This is a genomic window from Acinetobacter endophylla (genome assembly GCF_053543775.1).
This window is the reverse complement of sequence record NZ_JBLVOM010000240.1, coordinates 22,702-39,375: the sequence shown is the minus strand read 5'-3', so window position 1 is coordinate 39,375 and position 16,674 is coordinate 22,702. Positions and strand designations below refer to the sequence as shown.

The window sequence follows — 16,674 nt, the reverse complement described above, 5'->3', positions numbered from 1 at the left end:
ATGCTGATTTTATTTCTATTTTATATGTCTCACATCATTATTTTTAAAGAAAATCTATACAATTCACTGATCTATTCATAATGTAATTTATACTAAATTTTATAAAATATTGGCAGGATTGTTTGATATACAGGTGAAAATCTAATTTGCTTAGGCTAATTTTATACTTCGGCAGACTTATTGAACCTGACAGTCTTTAGGCAAATAACGCTGCTGAATATCAGTGGAATAACATTTACCACTATGAACATCAAAAGCGACTGATTTCCCGCGAATCGCAGTATCTACACCCTGCTCTCCTATCTTGAACTCTATCCGGCACGCGGCATTAATAATCACTTTTTCGATATATTGGCTAGGACCACCAATCTCGCGACCAGCATCACAGTGTTGATCCGAAGCAATGAACTGGGTTCGATATGCTCCAGCCTGCTCAAACACTTCTGCTAATTGATTCCGCACGACATAAGCTTGATGACTCATAAAAGCCATCGTCACTAAAATCGCGATGATGATGAGCACGATCAGCACTTCAATCAGGGTAAATGCCTTTTGATACATGATTTCTGATCTCCGTACAGTCTTGCTCCAACAAGAAGTCCATAGCAAAAGATATCGCCATTCCTAAACAGCTAATGTGGAAGACTTAGCGCTAATATGAAGACACGCTTAAACATCGACAAGACAGTTGGTCGCAAGGCGCACAGTCTGAATCTGCTTTATTGGTGTAATGATCACTTGCTTAAGTAAATTTTAAATTTTGAGCTTTGTATTTTTTCTATCATCTATTTTTTAAGATTTAATCGGAAATCTAAGCATTTAATTTTATGACAGTCTGATGGATTAAAATATTGTTGCTTCATATTCCTCAATCAATAATGCTGTCTAAATAGATATATCAATTTTTTTAATTCTATTAATCAATTAAAAACACAATAATTTGAAACAATTTCGACCAATTTTATCGTGTTAAGCTAGTCCTAGAGCGCAACTCGATGTAACATATCGGGTCTTTAAAATTAACTGTGATAGGACTATGCGCGAGTACGCTGTATTTACTTCGGAATCTGTAAGCGAAGGCCATCCAGATAAAATGGCTGACCAAATCAGTGACGCTATTTTGGATGCAATCTTAAAAGAAGACCCATATGCACGGGTTGCTTGTGAAACGCTTGTAAAAACAGGTGCGGTTGTACTTGCCGGTGAAATCACAACGACAGCAAATGTTGATTTTGAGGCAATTGTACGTCATACCGTAAACGGAATTGGTTATCACCATTCTGATCTTGGTTTTGATGGTTCAACCTGTGCCGTGATCAACATGATTGGTAAACAGTCACCTGAAATTGCTCAGGGTGTAGACCGCCAGAAACCTGAAGATCAGGGTGCCGGCGACCAAGGTTTAATGTTCGGTTATGCAAGCCGCGAAACTGATGTATTAATGCCTGCACCGATTTCATATGCGCATCGCTTAATGGAAAAGCAGGCTGAATTACGCCGTAATGGCACCTTGCCATGGTTACGCCCAGATGCAAAAAGTCAGGTAACTTTTGCTTATGAAAATGGCGTACCAGTTCGTTTAGATGCTGTCGTTCTTTCGACTCAACATGATCCTGAAATCACTCAAGCGAACCTGAAAGAAGCTGTGATTGAAGAAATCGTGAAAAAAATCATTCCTGCTGACATGTTCCATGCAGACACCAAATTCCACATCAACCCAACGGGTATGTTTGTGATCGGTGGTCCTGTAGGTGACTGTGGTTTAACTGGCCGTAAAATTATCGTAGATACCTACGGCGGTATGGCACGTCACGGCGGTGGTGCTTTCTCTGGTAAAGATCCCTCTAAAGTTGACCGTTCTGCTGCGTACGCAGGTCGTTATGTGGCGAAAAATATCGTTGCTGCTGGCTTGGCTGACAAGTGTGAAATTCAGGTGTCTTATGCAATTGGTGTTGCTGAGCCAACTTCAATTTCAATCAATACCTTCAATACTGCAAAAGTCTCTGAAGAATTGATTATTGCACTGGTTCGTGAACATTTCGACTTACGTCCATATGGCATTACCCGTATGCTTGACCTGATCCAGCCGATGTATAAGCAAACTGCTGCTTATGGTCACTTCGGTCGTGAAGGTTCTGATACTGCATTTACTTGGGAAAAAACTGACAAAGTGGAAGCGCTTAAAGCCTCTGCTGGTCTATAAGTTTTTCTTTAAAAAAGCCTGCATCATGCGGGCTTTTTTGATGTCTTTTATTTTTTCATTCTTAAAATTTTTTCTGGCTCATGATAACAAATATCTAAATACCAAGCTTCATACTATAACCTGCCTATCGAATGATACTTTTGAAGCTCCCCTCTCTGTGAATATCACTATTCCATGAAACTTAAAACAACTTCCGACTGAGCCATTACAGTATAAGTATCGAAAAAAGTTACAGTTAATCAACAAATGTTGATCTATTTGCTAGCATAAATCTAAATAAATGGCTGCTAAATTAGATTGCAGCTCTACAACAACAAAAGGATATTACTCGATGAATAAATTACTGATTGCTTTAGGTTTGGCGACCACTGTTGCCTTAGTCGGCTGTAGTAAAGAAGAAGCGCCTGAAACCGGCGCAACCACAGGTGAGCATTTAGAAAATGCAGCCAATCAAGCCGGCCATGATATGGAAGATGCCAGCCGTGAGGCTGCGGTAGAAACCGAACGAGCAATGGATAATGCCGCAGAAAATACTGCTCAGGCAGCGGACGAAGCAGCTGCTGCAACGTCTAGAGCAGCAGATGCCACTGCGGAAGCAGCACGTAAAGCAACTGCAGCAACTGCTGCGGCAGTTGAAGAAGGTGCGGGAGACGTTCGGGAAAAAGCTGAAAACTGATTTTAGCATTCAGTTTGATGTTTAAAAGCCTGCGATTGCAGGCTTTTTTATTAGAGATGATTTTAAATAGCGAATGATCTAAATTGAAATTGCATTAATTCTTGATGGGATCATTTTTTATCTAAATGAGTCGACAAAATCAGATAAACTGATAAAACTTATCAAGTATTAGAATGACTTAATTGTGATTCACTCGGCAAAACGGGCTGCATTTAAACTGAAATTCAGTAGAATACCAGCCTTTATTTTTAATAATTTAATCTCCCATGTCAGTCATTGTTGCTGCTTCCCAACGGTCGAATATTTCGGTCTGGGCAGCTTTTATCTTGCTTATCATAGGTACAATCGGTGCCTATCAAATCGTAGGCTTAAATCAGGCTCTATTATTCTTGATTGGTGGTGCACTGGGCATGACCCTGTACCATGCTTCATTTGGTTTTACTTCGAGCTGGCGTGTCTTTATCAAGGAACGTCGCGGCCGTGGTTTACGTGCACAAATGATTATGCTCGCTCTGGCGGTCCTGCTGTTTTTCCCGGCTTTAGGTGCAGGTGAATTATTCGACAACCCAGTTAAAGGTAACGTTAATCCTGTTTCCATGTCAGTCATGATTGGTGCCTTTATTTTCGGTATCGGCATGCAACTTGGTGGCGGCTGTGCATCAGGTACGTTGTATACTGTAGGTGGCGGTAGCGCACGTATGCTGGTGACGCTCTTGTTCTTCTGTATCGGGTCTGTGATTGCGACCTCGCACCTTGACTGGTGGTTTGCCCTTCCGCATCTTAAACCCATTTCTCTAGTAGAAAGTTTAGGCGTCCTCCCTGGATTGCTGTTGAGCTTTATCGTTTTTGCCATCATTGCTGCGGCGACTGTTTATTTCGAAAAGAAACGTCATGGCAGCCTGGAAATTGAGCCACGCAGTGAATATCAGGGCTGGAAGCGCTTTATTCGTGGTCCATGGCCTTTGATTTGGGGCGGTATTATCCTGACCTTACTCAACTTTGCTACTTTGGCACTGGCAGGTCGTCCTTGGGGCGTGACCTCTGCACTCGCTGTTTGGGGTGCCAAAGGTGCTACGCTTGTGGGTGTTGATGTAGCTTCTTGGGATTATTGGCAAAAAGCAGGCAATGCTAAAGCACTGGCAGAATCATTATGGTTTGATATTACCTCAATGATGAACTTCGGTATCATGCTGGGTGCTTTGTTGGCAGCAAGTTTGGCAGGTAAATTTGCGCCGAATTTCAATATTCCAAAACGTTCACTGATTGCTGCTGTTGTAGGTGGCATAATGCTGGGCTACGGCGCACGCTTAGCTTATGGGTGTAATATCGGCGCATATTTCAGTGGGATTGCCTCTGGTAGTCTGCATGGCTGGTTGTGGCTGGTGTTTGCCTTTATCGGCAATGGCATTGGGGTAAAACTTCGTCCAATCTTCTTCCCGGATGAGAAACTGCAGCCTGAAAAACTAACCGGTTGCTAATGATTAAAATCAAAAAAAGCCCATCAATTTGATGGGCTTTTTTTGATTCAGATTTTACAGTGCGGCTTTTAAATTACAGCCATAACCCATGGTCTGCTGGACCTGACGATAAGTCGTATAACGATCCAGAATAAAGGTATAAAAATGATCAGCGTCAGAGAAATTGGTTTTTAAATTTTCATTCTTGGCATTAGGCAGTTTAATGTCATCGACCAGTTCCAGATTGTAATGTCCCAAACGGTACATATCGGAAAAATAACTATTCATCATATTGCAATAGGCGATTTTACTGGGTTTTAATGCAGTACTGCTGACAAGATGCTGGTTCAAGCTTTGCAGATTATTGACATCTAAAGGAAACTGGTGCGCGAAAGCAATGCTTTCGACTTTCTTAAATTTCTGAAAGTCTTGGGCTAACTGGACATTGAGTGCATCAAAACGTTGCTGCAGTTCCTCTGCAGTCTGAACCTGATATTTGACTGGATCTACGACCGGTTTTTGTGGTTGTTCCGAACATGCAGTTAATCCAGTGAGCAGCGCTAATGACGTTAGCCATACCTTCATGTTTATACACTCAATTTAAATATACCGACACTTATTATGCCTGAAAGCAGTTTGATGTACTGTTTAAAGTATTTTCTCATTCATATAACGCCAGTAGCGCTTTGGCACATATTGAATATGCAATTTCATGTTCTTGCGCGCCTGAATATTCACACTGTTGAAATAATCTTTCCAGAGCTGATCATATAGCAGCTCTTGATCATCCAGTTCAATACTGAATGACTGACTATGACCAATCCGGATTTGTGGATCGATTATTTCCACGTTCATCTCGACCTGATGCATCTGCCTTAAATCATAATAAATACCGTAATTACGCTGCTCGTCATAAATCAGCCAGCTTTGATCCTGATAACGCTCCTGAAAATGTCGGGAAATAATCGGCAAGACATTAAAATCCGGTCTGACCAGACTCAGAAACAAACCATCTTTGGCTTTTTTAAAGCGTACAAAAGCCTCCATACGATGCTTTTCCCGCCCCACTTGCTTGGCCCATTGCGACATGCCGATCACCGCAGTATGACCATAATCTTTATCGACTGGACGCTGGTTTTGAAAGACATAGACTGCAAAATCAAAAAGAGTCTGGAACGCTGCTTCCTGCTCTGACAAAAACGTATAGTAAAAAGCACGCAAACTGCTGGAAGATACTTTTTGCTTTAATCCCTGCCACACCCGCTGCCCATGCTGATCATTAGAGGCCACATGGATAAATTCATCAAATAAACCTGTTTGTGCTTGAGGATTGGCCGTCACTATCACGTTAAATTCTTTAAACTCGAAAGCACGAAATACACAACTGAGCAGACCAGTCATGCTGCCATCAAAACAGTAACTTGCCACTAGAAACCCAATCCTAATTGAGGTGAAAGTTGCTGCTGATATTTGGATTGTCCTGACATCAAAATTTGCTGGCGAATCTGATGGGACTGCTGATCTTTCTTAAATTTCGGTGTATCTGCACAGCGGATAAAATGCTGCGCCCGGTTATAAGCCACGCCCATGCGTTTTAGCTGGTCAATATGAATCTGTCCAAAACGGCGGGCCTGTACAATTTTCTGGGCAGAACGTACACCTATACCGGGTACCCGTAGAATCATTTTATAGTCGGCACGGTTAATATCGACTGGAAAGGCTTCAGGATGACGCAAGGCCCAACTGAGTTTGGGATCAATATCCAGCTCCAGATTCGGATGCTGCTCATCGACAATTTCATCAGCAGCAAAGCCATAAAAACGCATCAGCCAGTCAGATTGATACAGACGATTTTCTCTTAATAATGGCGGTGCTGAACCGATGGCGGGTAAGGCTTTATCTTCAGGATTAATCGGGATATAACCAGAGAAATACACCCTTTTCAGCTTGAATTCCTTGTAATGCCGATCAGCCATCAAAATAATATCCTGATCGGTTTCACTATGCGCGCCCACCACCATCTGTGTGGTTTGTCCGGCAGGTACAAACTTGGGGACTGACTTGATCAGCTTGCGTTCATCTTTGAGCTGGATCAACCGGTCGCGTACAATGCCCAAGTCTTTTTGTACTTCGGCATGGGTTTTCTCAGGCGCAAATTTTTGCAGTCCCGCTTCCGTCGGCATTTCAAGATTAATACTCATACGGTCGACATACAGTCCGGCTTCGGTAATGATCTCCTGTGATGCACCCGGAATAGTTTTCAGATGGATATAGCCATTAAAGTTTTCTTCGAGTCTAAGTTTTTTGACCACCTGTAGCATCCGTTCCATGGTGTGATCGGCCGATTTAAAAATTCCCGAACTGAGAAACAGCCCCTCAATATAATTACGCCGATAAAAATTCATGGTCAGATCGACGACTTCCTGCACGGTAAATGCTGCACGCTGGACGTCATTGGAACGGCGCGAAACACAATAGGAACAGTCAAAAATACAGACATTAGAGAACAGAATTTTCAATAAGGACACACAGCGGCCATCTTCGGTATAACTATGACAGATACCATTCCCGGTATTGCCCACACCCTTGTCTTTATTTTTACGGTTGCTACCACTAGATGAACAAGACACATCATACTTGGCAGCATCGGCTAAAATTTGCAGTTTTTCACGGATACGATCAGACATGAGCTCAGAGAATATGTGACCAAAAAGCTATTATAAAGTGTTCAATTCTAGGCTAATAAAAGTTCTATCTTCTTGGCGACGTAGCGTGTCGCAAGAAATGTAAATAACACGTAACCCATGCTGCAGTATTTCAAAATAAAATAACCAATATGATTTGCTTAATTTTGTGCTCAAAGGCAAAGTAAAAGCATAACAAGGAGCAAATCTATGTCTTTATTAGAAAATCTCGGAATTAAACATCCTATTTTCTTGGCACCGATGGCAGGTGTCTCTACGCCCGAGCTTGCTGCCGAAGTGTCCAATCAGGGCGGCTTGGGTTCACTGGGTCTGGGGGCCAGCAGTATTGATGCAGCTCGGCAACAGATTTTAAAGACTCAAGAACTGACAGATTGCCCTTTTCAGGTTAATTTTTTCTGTCATGACACTGTTCCTGTAGATGAGGCTGTAGCGCAGGCATGGATTGCACAGTTTAAAGATAAATTTGCCGAATATGGCGCTCAGGCACCAGATCATTTGGAGTGTATTTATCCGAGTTTTAAAGACAATGATGACTTTCTGAATCTGGTATTAGAAATCAAACCGCGAGCAGTCAGCTTTCATTTTGGGATTCCACATCCGCATCAGATTCAAGCCCTAAAACAGGCCGGGATTCTGACCATGGTATCTGCCACCAATTATGCCGAAGCTAAAGCCATTGAAGCAGCCGGAATTGATATCATTATTGCGCAGGGTATTGAGGCTGGTGGCCATCGCGGGATTTTCTCGACCAAGTTTGATGCTTCAGTCAAAACCTCCAATCTGGTGAAGCTGATCAAACAGCATTCTTCCTTGCCGATTGTAGCGGCAGGCGGGATTATGACGGGTGAGCAAGCGCGTCAAATGATGGATTTCGGTGCAGATGCCGTGCAACTTGGGACTGCATTTGTGCAGTGTAAATCTTCTAATGCCAATGATGCCTATCGTAAAGCCTTATTTTCCAAGCCACTCACTCAGGTGAGTGCCAGTATTTCCGGTCGTCCTGCACGTGGCATTATTAACCACTGGCATATTGAGGTGGATACACCCGATCGGCTGGATGTTCCCGCTTATCCATATACTTATGATCTGGCCAAGCAATTACATGCTGCTGCTGCCAAACATGGGGATCAAGGTTATGGTGCATTCTGGGCAGGTTCGAACGTGGCACAGATTCGTGAAATGGAAGCTTCCGATCTGATTAACCAGCTCATACTGGAAATGAAGCATCTTTAATACTTGAATCATAAAAAAACCTCTCCACATGGAGAGGTTTTTAATTTATCTAGAATTAGCGTGTGACACGATGCCAGGCATCTTTAACTGCAAATTTCGCTTCTTCCCAGTTGAGGCGGGACTCACCTTTTAACTGTTCCCACTTGGTACGCAGTTCAGGTTCGGCACGGTCAAAATCCGTATCATGCTCATACATCGGACGATTTTCATAACCGACCCGGTAAGCACCGCGATAATCACGATCATAATCTAGATCGCCATATGTGCTACGCGTTTCATTGAAATACGGGCGATTATGATACTCATCTCTCCAGTAATTATCTTCTGCTCTCAAATGATCTGGATGTCGATAGTTATCTGCCTCAGGAAAGTTCTCTGGGTGCTGGTAATTATCTGCCTGTTTCTCATGATCAGGTGTCGCAATGTCATTACCTGCAATACCGCCAACAACACCACCGATAATACCACCCACCACTGCACCTGGAGGGCCACCTACCAGACCTGCAACTGCGCCTACAGCCGCTCCGCCCAAAGTACCGGCACTGGTCGCAGCCAGATTATCTTCACCTTCATTCATGTCTGGAACACGAGGATTATCTTTCACGGGTGTATTCAAATCTGGACGTGCATTAGTATCAGTCGGATTGATATTCAGGCCTTCACTGCGTTCTTGTGGCAATTCCGTTGACGTTTTATGGCTAAACTCTGTGACTGGACGATTGGTATTTGTCATTACAGATCTCCCTCAATGATGACGATAAACAAGATGGATCACATCTGGTTTATATCTGGATAGGTTCATCATAGAGGAAGCTTGAGTAAGCAATGTCCAAGTCCTGTCCAGTTTAAGTGAACAAACTGTGCTGCTATGTATTAGACAGGCTGAAGTGTAAACAAAATGCAAAAATCAGCCTGCTCAAGATAAAAAAGGTAGGGATTTCATGCAAAAAATATTACATGATTCAATGAATTTTCCCCGTCATTACTTGGTTTCCAGTAAATTCACCTGCTCGACCTGTACATCAGTCATGGTTAAACCATGTTCTAGCAGTGCATTAAAATAATCTTCTACCACACGATACTGGTCAGCGGTATTTTCTACCTGATACATGCTTTGACGAAACTCGTTACTGGAACGCAAACCTTTGGTGTACCAGGCAATATGTTTACGGGAAATCCGGCAGCCGGAATATTCGCCGTAAAATTCGTATAATTCTGTCAAGTGTCCCAGTAGCACATCTTTCACTTCTGTAATACTTGGTGCATCAAGATGTTGACCGGTTTTTAAATAATGGGCAATTTCACGAAAAATCCAGGGGCGACCTTGTGCTGCACGACCAATCATAATTGCGTCTGCACCGGTATAATCCAGCACGTATTTGGCTTTTTCAGGACTGTCGATATCACCGTTAGCAATCACGGGAATATTCAACATTTCCTTTACGTCTTTGATTAAAGAATAACGTGCGGTATTCAGGTACATGTCTTCACGGGTACGGCCATGTAAAGCCAGTGCCGCAATCCCGGCTTGTTCAGCACGTTTGGCGACCCGTATAATATTTTCCTGGCCGTTCAAATAACCAAGACGGGTTTTTAAGGTCACTGGCACATTAACTGCAGCAACGACAGCATCCAGAATGCGTGCTACTAGATCTTCGTCCTGCAATAAAGCAGAACCGGCGAGTCGGTTACAGACCTTTTTGGCTGGGCAACCCATATTAATATCAACAATTTGCGCACCATTGGCCACTTGATAACGTGCCGCTTCAGCCAGATCATGGGGATCTGAACCAGCAATCTGCGCTGAAATCGGGGCCAACTCTCCATCAAAATTGGCACGATATAAGCTTTTTTTACTCATGCGCAAAGTTTTGTCAGACGTCATCATTTCACTGACCGCATGGCCTGCACCAAAGTATTTGCACAAGGTTCTAAACGGACGGTCGGTCACACCTGCCATGGGAGCGACAATCAAATTGTTTGACAGTTGATATGGACCAATATACATATAAATTCATCACTTTTTTGATGGGCATAGTATACTGCATCTGCCTTATTCGCTCATCTTTTCAATTAATTTACGACACCATGAATAAAACTTTCGCTTCTTGTTTTTCTTTTAAGTCATTGTCTGTACTTGTACTTTCTCTGGGTCTTGCCGGTTGTGGCAATGGTTCATGGTGGTCAAAAGATGATGAACCGACACTTGAAGTTGAACATATTCGCAAAGCTATTCCAAACCGTGTCAACCAACGTGAGTCTTGGGCACAAGATATTTATGACATTACCGAACAGCTCGGCATTCCTCAGACCAAGGAAAATGTTTGTACGATTGTGGCAGTGGTTGATCAGGAATCTAACTTTGTTGCAGATCCTACTGTTCCGGGTTTGGGTGAAAAGGCGGTTAAGGAAGTCCAAGGTCGCCTTGATGAAAAATTCAAAGATAAGCTTGGTCAAGCAATTGGTGGCACAGTTGCAGGATATTTCCAGGAAGTTCTCAAGAACCATCCGAGTCCTGAAGACAACTACTTAAGCCAGATGCGCCGGGTCAAAACCGAACGTGAACTCGACGAATTATATCGTGAAATATTTGATTATATGTCAAAGCATTATCATGTTAGCGCCCTGACTGGTGCTGCCAAACTGGTCGGCCAGAATATTGGCGAGAAAATGAATCCAATTACCACCTTGGGTTCAATGCAGGTACATATCAGCTATGCGAAAGAACATAAACGCCAAGGCGGCAATATCGCAGAGTTACGTACCGATCTCTACAGTCAATATGGCGGTCTGTATTATGGGATTCATCGCCTGATGATGTATCCGGCGGATTATGACAAGCCAATTTATCGTTTTGCGGACTATAACTCGGGCATGTATTCCAGTCGAAATGCCGCTTTTCAGAGCATGTTAAATGATTTAACTGAAGCCGAACTTGATCTGGATGGCGACTTATTGCTCTATACTAAAGATGGCGCGATCCGTTCGCAGAAGAGTCAATCTGAGCGTGAGTTAATCAGTGTTTTTGCCAAAAATAATTTTATTATCACTGAACGTCAAATCCGAGCTGATTTAAAGAAAGAAAAAGATAAAGACTTTGAAGATACGATGACTTATCGTGGTGTCAGCAAGCTTTATCAGGAAAAAACGGGTAAAGATCCTATCTATGCCATTATGCCTGAAGTGGTCATTTCCGGACCAAAATTAAGTCGTGATTATAATACTAACTGGTTTGCTACCCGCGTCGATGGTCGATATCAAACATGCATGCGCAAAATCAAAAATCTAAAACTCTAGCCTTATTTGATTTTGATGGAACCCTGTATCTACATGATAGCTTTACCGGGTTCATTTTCCATGCCTTAAGAAAACGGCATATTGTGAAACGCGGCATGCAAATTTTGCCATGGATACAGGCCTATTATTTAAATTTCTATCCGGCACACCGCATGCGACCCAAATTGTATGCCAGCATGTTTAAAAACAGTGATGCAGAGGAAATTCTGCAATTAGCTCAGGATTATGCACAACAACTAATATTCAAGTTGAATCCGAAATTATTAGAACAACTTAAACAGCATCAACAATTAGGACATGAAGTCGTGCTGGTATCAGCCTCATTGGATTTGTATCTTAAACCGGTGTGCAGTTATTTAAATATCGATTTAATCTGTAGCGAAGTTGAAATCAAAGCTGGGAAATTGACAGGGTTTTATCAAACTCCTGACTGTAGTAACACACAAAAGAAAATTAGAATTCTAGAAAAATATAATCTGGATAATTATGCTGAAATTTATGCTTATGGGAATAGCAAGGAAGATATAGAAATGCTCAGTCTGGCGCAGCAAAGCTATTTTGAGGGTCAAGATCAACAGCTTCCAAAAATTAATATTTCAGCTCATTCGATGCCATATTAGTCCTTTCCATTCTATCGGGTTAACCTACTAAACACCTTTAGACAACGCTATAAATGGCAGATTAACTTTTTACTTTATGCCTTGAAATCATCTTAAATAGCTTCGTAATCAGGGCTTTTACTTCCTGAAGTATTCGCCTCCTAGCTAAAAAAACCACTTCATTTGAAGTGGTTTTTTTAGCTTTAAGAAAAATTATTTCTTAAACGGAAATGCATATTTCACAATACGTTTGATCACACTACCGTACTGTTTTACCAAGCTGGCATTGTTATAGTTCAAACCATATTTTTCACAAACAGCCTGAACTTTCGGTGCCATTTGACGATAGCGACGTGCAGGTACATCAGGATACAAATGATGTTCAATCTGATGACTTAAATGACCCGTCAAGATATGAAACGCTTCAGAACCGGTCAGGTTGGATGAACCACGGATCTGACGCATATACCAGTGACCACGACTTTCATTTTGCAGTACCGATTTCGGGAATACTTCGACATCTTTGGTAAAGTGACCGCAGAAAATAATACTAAAGGTCCAGATATTACGCAGACCGTTGGCCACCATATTACCGGTCAAAACCGGTAAAGCCGCAGGACCTGCTATCAATGGAAAGAATACATAATCCTTAAACAACTGTTTACCAATTTTGCTCTGCATTGGACGCCATTCTTCTTTGGTCTGCTCTTTGCTTTTGCGACCTTTGAAGTATTTACCCAATTCAAGATTCTGAATCGCAACGCCCCACTGGAACAATAAACAGAATGGCACTGCATAAATCGGTTGCAATAAATAACCCGGTTTCCAGCGCTGTTCCGGGAACAAGCGTAATAGACCATAACCGATATCATCATCCATACCCTTAATATTGGTATAAGTATGATGCTTAAAGTTATGGGTTTGACGCCAGTTGTCTGAAGTCCCTACAATATCCCATTCATAGGTCTGACCATTGAGTTTAGGATCATTCATCCAGTCATACTGACCATGCATGACATTATGACCCAGTTCCATATTTTCCATAATTTTGGCAAAGCCTAATAAGCCTGTACCCAATAACCATGCTGGCGGGAACCAGCCTGCAAACAGCAAAGCACGACCGGCAATCGACGAATAACGAATAGTTGAATAGACACGGCGGATATATTTGGCGTCTTTTTCACCCAGATCATCTAGCACTTCTTGTTTAATTGCATCAAGTTCACGTGCAAGTTCATCAAGTTCAAACTGGGTTAATTCACGGTTTTTAGGATTTTTAAAATACTGTAATTTTACTGGCATATTCATAGGATAAAACTCGCTTATAAGTCGATGACAAGGTCAGTCTGCGCTGAGTTAATACAAATTTTGAGCAGGTTACCGGGTTCGGTATTTTGTGCACCGTTGACCAAATTCTTGGTCGAACCTTCTACTTTATTGCAGGCACATTTATTACAAATGCCCATACGGCAACCATGGGTCGGTTTAATATTTTGCTGTTCCAGGCTCACTAGAATGGATTGGCCTTTTGGAATGCTGACAATTTTTTTCGACTGGGTCAGGGTGACATTAATAAAGCCGGTATCCGATAGATCTGCTAAACTCATGCTAAAGGCTTCACCTTTAAACTGTTTTGCCTGAGCAAAAAGCTGTTCTGCTTTGGATACAAAACCTGAAGGACCACAGCAATATACGATGCTATTTTCCAGATTTTTCAGATCGGTCAGATAGGTTTCATCCAGACGCGCAGCAGCTGGCTGTTCTTGAGTGGCATACACATGAAATGAGAAATTTGCATGTTTCTGAGCAAGCTCTTCAAACCGTGCTTTAAATGCGGCATCCTGATCTTTCTTCACCCAGTACCAGAGAGTGACTGGTGCAGATAGTTCACCTTTTTTGCTCAAGCTTTCCAGCATACTGAGCATTGGGGTAATACCACTCCCTGCTGCAAGCAAAATCAATGGACTCGTCTGCGCAGGCAAGGTCATATCACCATAAGGGTGACCAAATTCGATGACATCACCCACTTGTGCCTGTTCTGCCAACCAGGTACTGACTTTACCGGCATTGACTTTTTTCACGGTCAATAAAACATGTTGCGCATCTACACGGGTCAAACTATAGCTACGTTCATAACGGATGCCGTTTACCACCACATAGACCGGATGATGCTGCCCTGCTTCACCAAACTTAAATAAGCGATTCACTTGAATTTTCAGACTCAGCATATCCTGTGCTGCATTTTCTATATGCACGATCTTGCCTAATGGCTGATTCAACGACCATACAGGATTGAGTTTCTGAATCCAGAAATTAATCGCATGCTGATCGATTACACTGTCAGACAGTGCATTCAACGGCGTTTTAAGTTTTTGCAGTACATGCATCGTTTGTGACATCACCTTGGGTTTTTAATTATTATACACATGTATATATATTTGTATATACAACTGTATTGTTTCTAATCATTTCACAAGCTTGACTGGCTCGGTTATAATAAAATGATTCATGCATGAACCTATCGATGAACGAGCCTTCAATGAAAATAAGCAGTGACGCATCTTTATTACAATCGAAAAGCATTGATGAGCCGATTATCGTACGGAGTGTCGGTCGCAAGGCCACCATTACCAAGGAAGAACTGTTTCAGGCTGCGTTGAATCTGATTGGGCCACAAAAAAGTATTTCCTCTTTAAGTCTACGTGAAGTCGCGCGTGAAGCTGGTATTGCACCGAACAGCTTCTATCGTCATTTTAAAGATATTGATGAACTGGCCATTGAGCTGATTGATCGTGCCGGAATTGTATTGCGTCAGATTTTGCATGAAGCACGTCTGCAAGCTTCTCGCCAGAACAGCATCATCCGCAGTTCTGTGGAAGTTTTTATTGCCCAGCTGGATGCCGATGAAGGCAATCTGAGCCTGTTATTACGTGAAGGCTATACTGGCTCCAAGTCTTATAAACAGGCGGTAGAACGCCAGTTAAATTATTTTCAGCAAGAACTTCAGGATGATTTGATTCGTCTAGAACGCCTAAACAACAAGAAGTTATTTCATCCGGATATTGCCGCCAAAGCCATTACCCAACTGGTCTTCAACATGGGCGCCAATGTGATTGATATGCCTGCCGAAGACCGTAAAGAAATTGCCGAACAGACCATGATCATGATTCGGATGATTCTGGAAGGTGCGCGTCATCTGGAAGATTCCCAGCTGCGCTAATTTTCCGATTTGCATGAAGTAATATAAAAAGAGACGTAATCAACGTCTCTTTTTTATGATGATTACAAAAGTACAAGTTGAGCTTTAACCGCCTTTGCACTGGCCTCCGGATACTCAAGCGGGAACATATGCCCGCCCTCAACCACAGAATAATTAATCTGATAAATCTTGTGCATCCCTTGTGGCAAACCCTGCTGATAAAACTGGCTTTGCTCTGCAGTCATCAGATGCATCGGCACTTCAGGCGGTCGGCGTGGTGTTCTCCACCACCAGGCTGGCACAGTCCGGAAGATTTCCGCTTCTATCTGTTTTGGAATAGTTAACGTCACCCCACCACGTTCAGGTTCTGGCTGAATGCCGCTCTCGATATAATCAGCAAAACACTGCTCATCGAAATTTTTAAATAAGCGGTTAAACCGGAGTGCTTCAATTGCGACCTGTTTCGATGGCCAATAATCTTTGCGTTTTAGCGTAATTCCTGCGGGTGTATAACGATCGACACTTTTTAGATTCAGCTTTTTGATCAGTTCAAACATGGCGCTGTTTTTTCCAATCACAAATGGTGGATCCATAATGATCAGCTTGGAAAACAGTTCGGGACGTCGATACGCCGCCATAAGGGTCACCAGACCACCAAAGGAATGTCCTAAGCCAATCACTTGCTGCTGAGGAAACTGCTGCTCGATATCTGCAATGACTTCATCGACCAGATAACGCCAGTCTCGCGTAATTGGATATTGTGGGTTCATGCCGATAAAGGGAATCGCTTTGACCTCATAGTCTTGCTGAAAACAGTCCAGAAACTTCCGATAAGTTGCCGAAGGGATACCATTGGCATGGGTAAAATGTAAGGCTTGCTTCATTATTTTTTAAACGCAGTGCGTATTCATCCTGAAATCGTAAGATGAGCTTACCGCTTTAAAGATTTATTCGGCAGCGCAAAAATGCTCAAAGCATGACCTCAAAGTCATTTCTCTGTATTCCTTCAGAATTTAAAGTCTATTTCTGCGATACAGTCAAATGTTGCATCGGTAGAAAAGTCGCGCCGCAACTGGCCTTATCCCCCGCGATGACCACTGCCCGTCCTTTGACAGTAATAGACAAATTGCTGGAAATTGCGGTGACCATAGTCTGACATTTGGGACAATAATGCTTCATACCATTTAAATGCACGGCAATACCATTGATCAAAAAAGAGAGTTCGCATTCAGTCACCATGCCGCCATGACTGGTCTTTGTGCCAAGGGTAATCAGTGCTTTTGACATACTTTGTCATTCTTATTA

General features: G+C 42.5%; 17 protein-coding genes. 7 read left to right on the top strand and 10 right to left on the bottom strand.

Translation table 11 applies throughout. The features are described from left to right. Nucleotides 1–177: 177 nt before the first annotated feature. Nucleotides 178–561: a pilin gene (locus tag ACNPNW_RS10165; protein ID WP_253144731.1), complete on the bottom strand. Its 384-nt coding sequence runs from the start codon at nucleotides 559–561 to the stop codon at nucleotides 178–180. A 475-nt stretch (nucleotides 562–1,036) separates the two neighbouring features. Here ACNPNW_RS10165 and metK point away from each other — a divergent pair, with 475 nt between their 5' ends. The 3 genes from metK (at nucleotide 1,037) to ACNPNW_RS10150 (ending at nucleotide 4,357) form a co-directional block, all read left to right on the top strand. After that, nucleotides 1,037–2,203, top strand: coding sequence for a methionine adenosyltransferase (gene metK, locus ACNPNW_RS10160; RefSeq protein ID WP_004646663.1), 1,167 nt, complete (start codon nucleotides 1,037–1,039; stop codon nucleotides 2,201–2,203). A 331-nt stretch (nucleotides 2,204–2,534) separates the two neighbouring features. Next, nucleotides 2,535–2,879: a hypothetical protein gene (locus ACNPNW_RS10155; RefSeq protein WP_004646662.1), complete on the top strand. Its 345-nt coding sequence runs from the start codon at nucleotides 2,535–2,537 to the stop codon at nucleotides 2,877–2,879. A 266-nt stretch (nucleotides 2,880–3,145) separates the two neighbouring features. Beyond that, on the top strand, nucleotides 3,146–4,357 hold the full coding sequence (locus ACNPNW_RS10150; protein WP_420938085.1) for a YeeE/YedE family protein: 1,212 nt from the start codon (nucleotides 3,146–3,148) through the stop codon (nucleotides 4,355–4,357). 54 nt (nucleotides 4,358–4,411) lie between these two features. Here the strand turns inward: ACNPNW_RS10150 and ACNPNW_RS10145 are convergent, their stop codons facing one another. The 3 genes from ACNPNW_RS10145 to ACNPNW_RS10135 form a co-directional block, all read right to left on the bottom strand. After that, nucleotides 4,412–4,921, bottom strand: coding sequence for a hypothetical protein (locus ACNPNW_RS10145; RefSeq protein WP_420938086.1), 510 nt, complete (start codon nucleotides 4,919–4,921; stop codon nucleotides 4,412–4,414). 63 nt (nucleotides 4,922–4,984) lie between these two features. Then, the gene (locus tag ACNPNW_RS10140) at nucleotides 4,985–5,764 is read right to left on the bottom strand and encodes a TIGR03915 family putative DNA repair protein (RefSeq protein ID WP_420938087.1); all 780 of its coding nucleotides are present in this window, start codon (nucleotides 5,762–5,764) and stop codon (nucleotides 4,985–4,987) included. Then, nucleotides 5,764–7,023 carry a putative DNA modification/repair radical SAM protein gene (locus ACNPNW_RS10135; RefSeq protein ID WP_005104366.1) on the bottom strand — a complete coding sequence of 420 codons (1,260 nt, stop codon included), beginning with the start codon at nucleotides 7,021–7,023 and terminating at the stop codon, nucleotides 5,764–5,766. The genes ACNPNW_RS10140 and ACNPNW_RS10135 overlap by 1 nt, the downstream gene beginning before the upstream one ends. A 207-nt stretch (nucleotides 7,024–7,230) precedes the next feature. Between ACNPNW_RS10135 and ACNPNW_RS10130 the strand changes: the two genes are divergently transcribed. Continuing rightward, entirely contained in the window at nucleotides 7,231–8,274 is a 1,044-nt protein-coding gene (locus ACNPNW_RS10130) for an NAD(P)H-dependent flavin oxidoreductase (protein ID WP_253137752.1), read from the top strand. Between the two features lie 55 nt (nucleotides 8,275–8,329). Here ACNPNW_RS10130 and ACNPNW_RS10125 read toward each other — a convergent pair whose 3' ends face one another. Both ACNPNW_RS10125 and dusB read right to left on the bottom strand, forming a co-directional pair. Further along, nucleotides 8,330–9,007 (bottom strand): hypothetical protein, encoded by a 678-nt coding sequence (locus tag ACNPNW_RS10125; RefSeq protein ID WP_004729893.1) that lies wholly within the window; start codon nucleotides 9,005–9,007, stop codon nucleotides 8,330–8,332. 249 nt (nucleotides 9,008–9,256) lie between these two features. Continuing rightward, nucleotides 9,257–10,282: a tRNA dihydrouridine synthase DusB gene (gene dusB, locus ACNPNW_RS10120; RefSeq protein ID WP_420938088.1), complete on the bottom strand. Its 1,026-nt coding sequence runs from the start codon at nucleotides 10,280–10,282 to the stop codon at nucleotides 9,257–9,259. Between the two features lie 80 nt (nucleotides 10,283–10,362). On the opposite strand from dusB, the gene ACNPNW_RS10115 reads away from it, so the two are divergent. Both ACNPNW_RS10115 and ACNPNW_RS10110 read left to right on the top strand, forming a co-directional pair. Next, a complete protein-coding gene (locus ACNPNW_RS10115) occupies nucleotides 10,363–11,571 on the top strand; it encodes a DUF1615 family protein (protein WP_004646653.1) in 1,209 nt (402 codons plus the stop codon). Further along, the gene (locus tag ACNPNW_RS10110; protein ID WP_004729896.1) at nucleotides 11,538–12,191 is read left to right on the top strand and encodes an HAD-IB family hydrolase; all 654 of its coding nucleotides are present in this window, start codon (nucleotides 11,538–11,540) and stop codon (nucleotides 12,189–12,191) included. The genes ACNPNW_RS10115 and ACNPNW_RS10110 overlap by 34 nt, the downstream gene beginning before the upstream one ends. Nucleotides 12,192–12,383: 192 nt before the next feature. Here ACNPNW_RS10110 and ACNPNW_RS10105 read toward each other — a convergent pair whose 3' ends face one another. Then, entirely contained in the window at nucleotides 12,384–13,478 is a 1,095-nt protein-coding gene (locus tag ACNPNW_RS10105; RefSeq protein ID WP_004646650.1) for a fatty acid desaturase family protein, read from the bottom strand. A gap of 14 nt (nucleotides 13,479–13,492) precedes the next feature. Continuing rightward, the gene (locus ACNPNW_RS10100; protein ID WP_420938089.1) at nucleotides 13,493–14,557 is read right to left on the bottom strand and encodes a flavin reductase family protein; all 1,065 of its coding nucleotides are present in this window, start codon (nucleotides 14,555–14,557) and stop codon (nucleotides 13,493–13,495) included. Between the two features lie 152 nt (nucleotides 14,558–14,709). On the opposite strand from ACNPNW_RS10100, the gene fabR reads away from it, so the two are divergent. Then, entirely contained in the window at nucleotides 14,710–15,390 is a 681-nt protein-coding gene (fabR, locus tag ACNPNW_RS10095) for an HTH-type transcriptional repressor FabR (protein ID WP_004729898.1), read from the top strand. Nucleotides 15,391–15,452: 62 nt separating this feature from the next. Here the strand turns inward: fabR and ACNPNW_RS10090 are convergent, their stop codons facing one another. Continuing rightward, nucleotides 15,453–16,253 carry an alpha/beta fold hydrolase gene (locus ACNPNW_RS10090; protein WP_005107259.1) on the bottom strand — a complete coding sequence of 267 codons (801 nt, stop codon included), beginning with the start codon at nucleotides 16,251–16,253 and terminating at the stop codon, nucleotides 15,453–15,455. A gap of 136 nt (nucleotides 16,254–16,389) precedes the next feature. Continuing rightward, on the bottom strand, nucleotides 16,390–16,656 hold the full coding sequence (locus ACNPNW_RS10085) for a PAAR domain-containing protein (protein ID WP_004646645.1): 267 nt from the start codon (nucleotides 16,654–16,656) through the stop codon (nucleotides 16,390–16,392). Between the last annotated feature and the right edge of the window lie 18 nt (nucleotides 16,657–16,674).

Excerpts from the sequence above, each read along its gene's own strand:
- ACNPNW_RS10165 (WP_253144731.1), bottom strand. The coding sequence starts at position 561 with ATGTATCAAAAGGCATTTACCCTGATTGAAGTGCTGATCGTGCTCATC.
- metK (WP_004646663.1), top strand. The coding sequence starts at position 1,037 with ATGCGCGAGTACGCTGTATTTACTTCGGAATCTGTAAGCGAAGGCCAT.
- ACNPNW_RS10155 (WP_004646662.1), top strand. The coding sequence starts at position 2,535 with ATGAATAAATTACTGATTGCTTTAGGTTTGGCGACCACTGTTGCCTTA.
- ACNPNW_RS10150 (WP_420938085.1), top strand. The coding sequence starts at position 3,146 with ATGTCAGTCATTGTTGCTGCTTCCCAACGGTCGAATATTTCGGTCTGG.
- ACNPNW_RS10145 (WP_420938086.1), bottom strand. The coding sequence starts at position 4,921 with ATGAAGGTATGGCTAACGTCATTAGCGCTGCTCACTGGATTAACTGCA.
- ACNPNW_RS10135 (WP_005104366.1), bottom strand. The coding sequence starts at position 7,023 with ATGTCTGATCGTATCCGTGAAAAACTGCAAATTTTAGCCGATGCTGCC.
- ACNPNW_RS10130 (WP_253137752.1), top strand. The coding sequence starts at position 7,231 with ATGTCTTTATTAGAAAATCTCGGAATTAAACATCCTATTTTCTTGGCA.
- ACNPNW_RS10125 (WP_004729893.1), bottom strand. The coding sequence starts at position 9,007 with ATGACAAATACCAATCGTCCAGTCACAGAGTTTAGCCATAAAACGTCA.
- dusB (WP_420938088.1), bottom strand. The coding sequence starts at position 10,282 with ATGTATATTGGTCCATATCAACTGTCAAACAATTTGATTGTCGCTCCC.
- ACNPNW_RS10115 (WP_004646653.1), top strand. The coding sequence starts at position 10,363 with ATGAATAAAACTTTCGCTTCTTGTTTTTCTTTTAAGTCATTGTCTGTA.
- ACNPNW_RS10110 (WP_004729896.1), top strand. The coding sequence starts at position 11,538 with ATGCATGCGCAAAATCAAAAATCTAAAACTCTAGCCTTATTTGATTTT.
- ACNPNW_RS10105 (WP_004646650.1), bottom strand. The coding sequence starts at position 13,478 with ATGAATATGCCAGTAAAATTACAGTATTTTAAAAATCCTAAAAACCGT.
- ACNPNW_RS10100 (WP_420938089.1), bottom strand. The coding sequence starts at position 14,557 with ATGCATGTACTGCAAAAACTTAAAACGCCGTTGAATGCACTGTCTGAC.
- fabR (WP_004729898.1), top strand. The coding sequence starts at position 14,710 with ATGAAAATAAGCAGTGACGCATCTTTATTACAATCGAAAAGCATTGAT.
- ACNPNW_RS10090 (WP_005107259.1), bottom strand. The coding sequence starts at position 16,253 with ATGAAGCAAGCCTTACATTTTACCCATGCCAATGGTATCCCTTCGGCA.
- ACNPNW_RS10085 (WP_004646645.1), bottom strand. The coding sequence starts at position 16,656 with ATGTCAAAAGCACTGATTACCCTTGGCACAAAGACCAGTCATGGCGGC.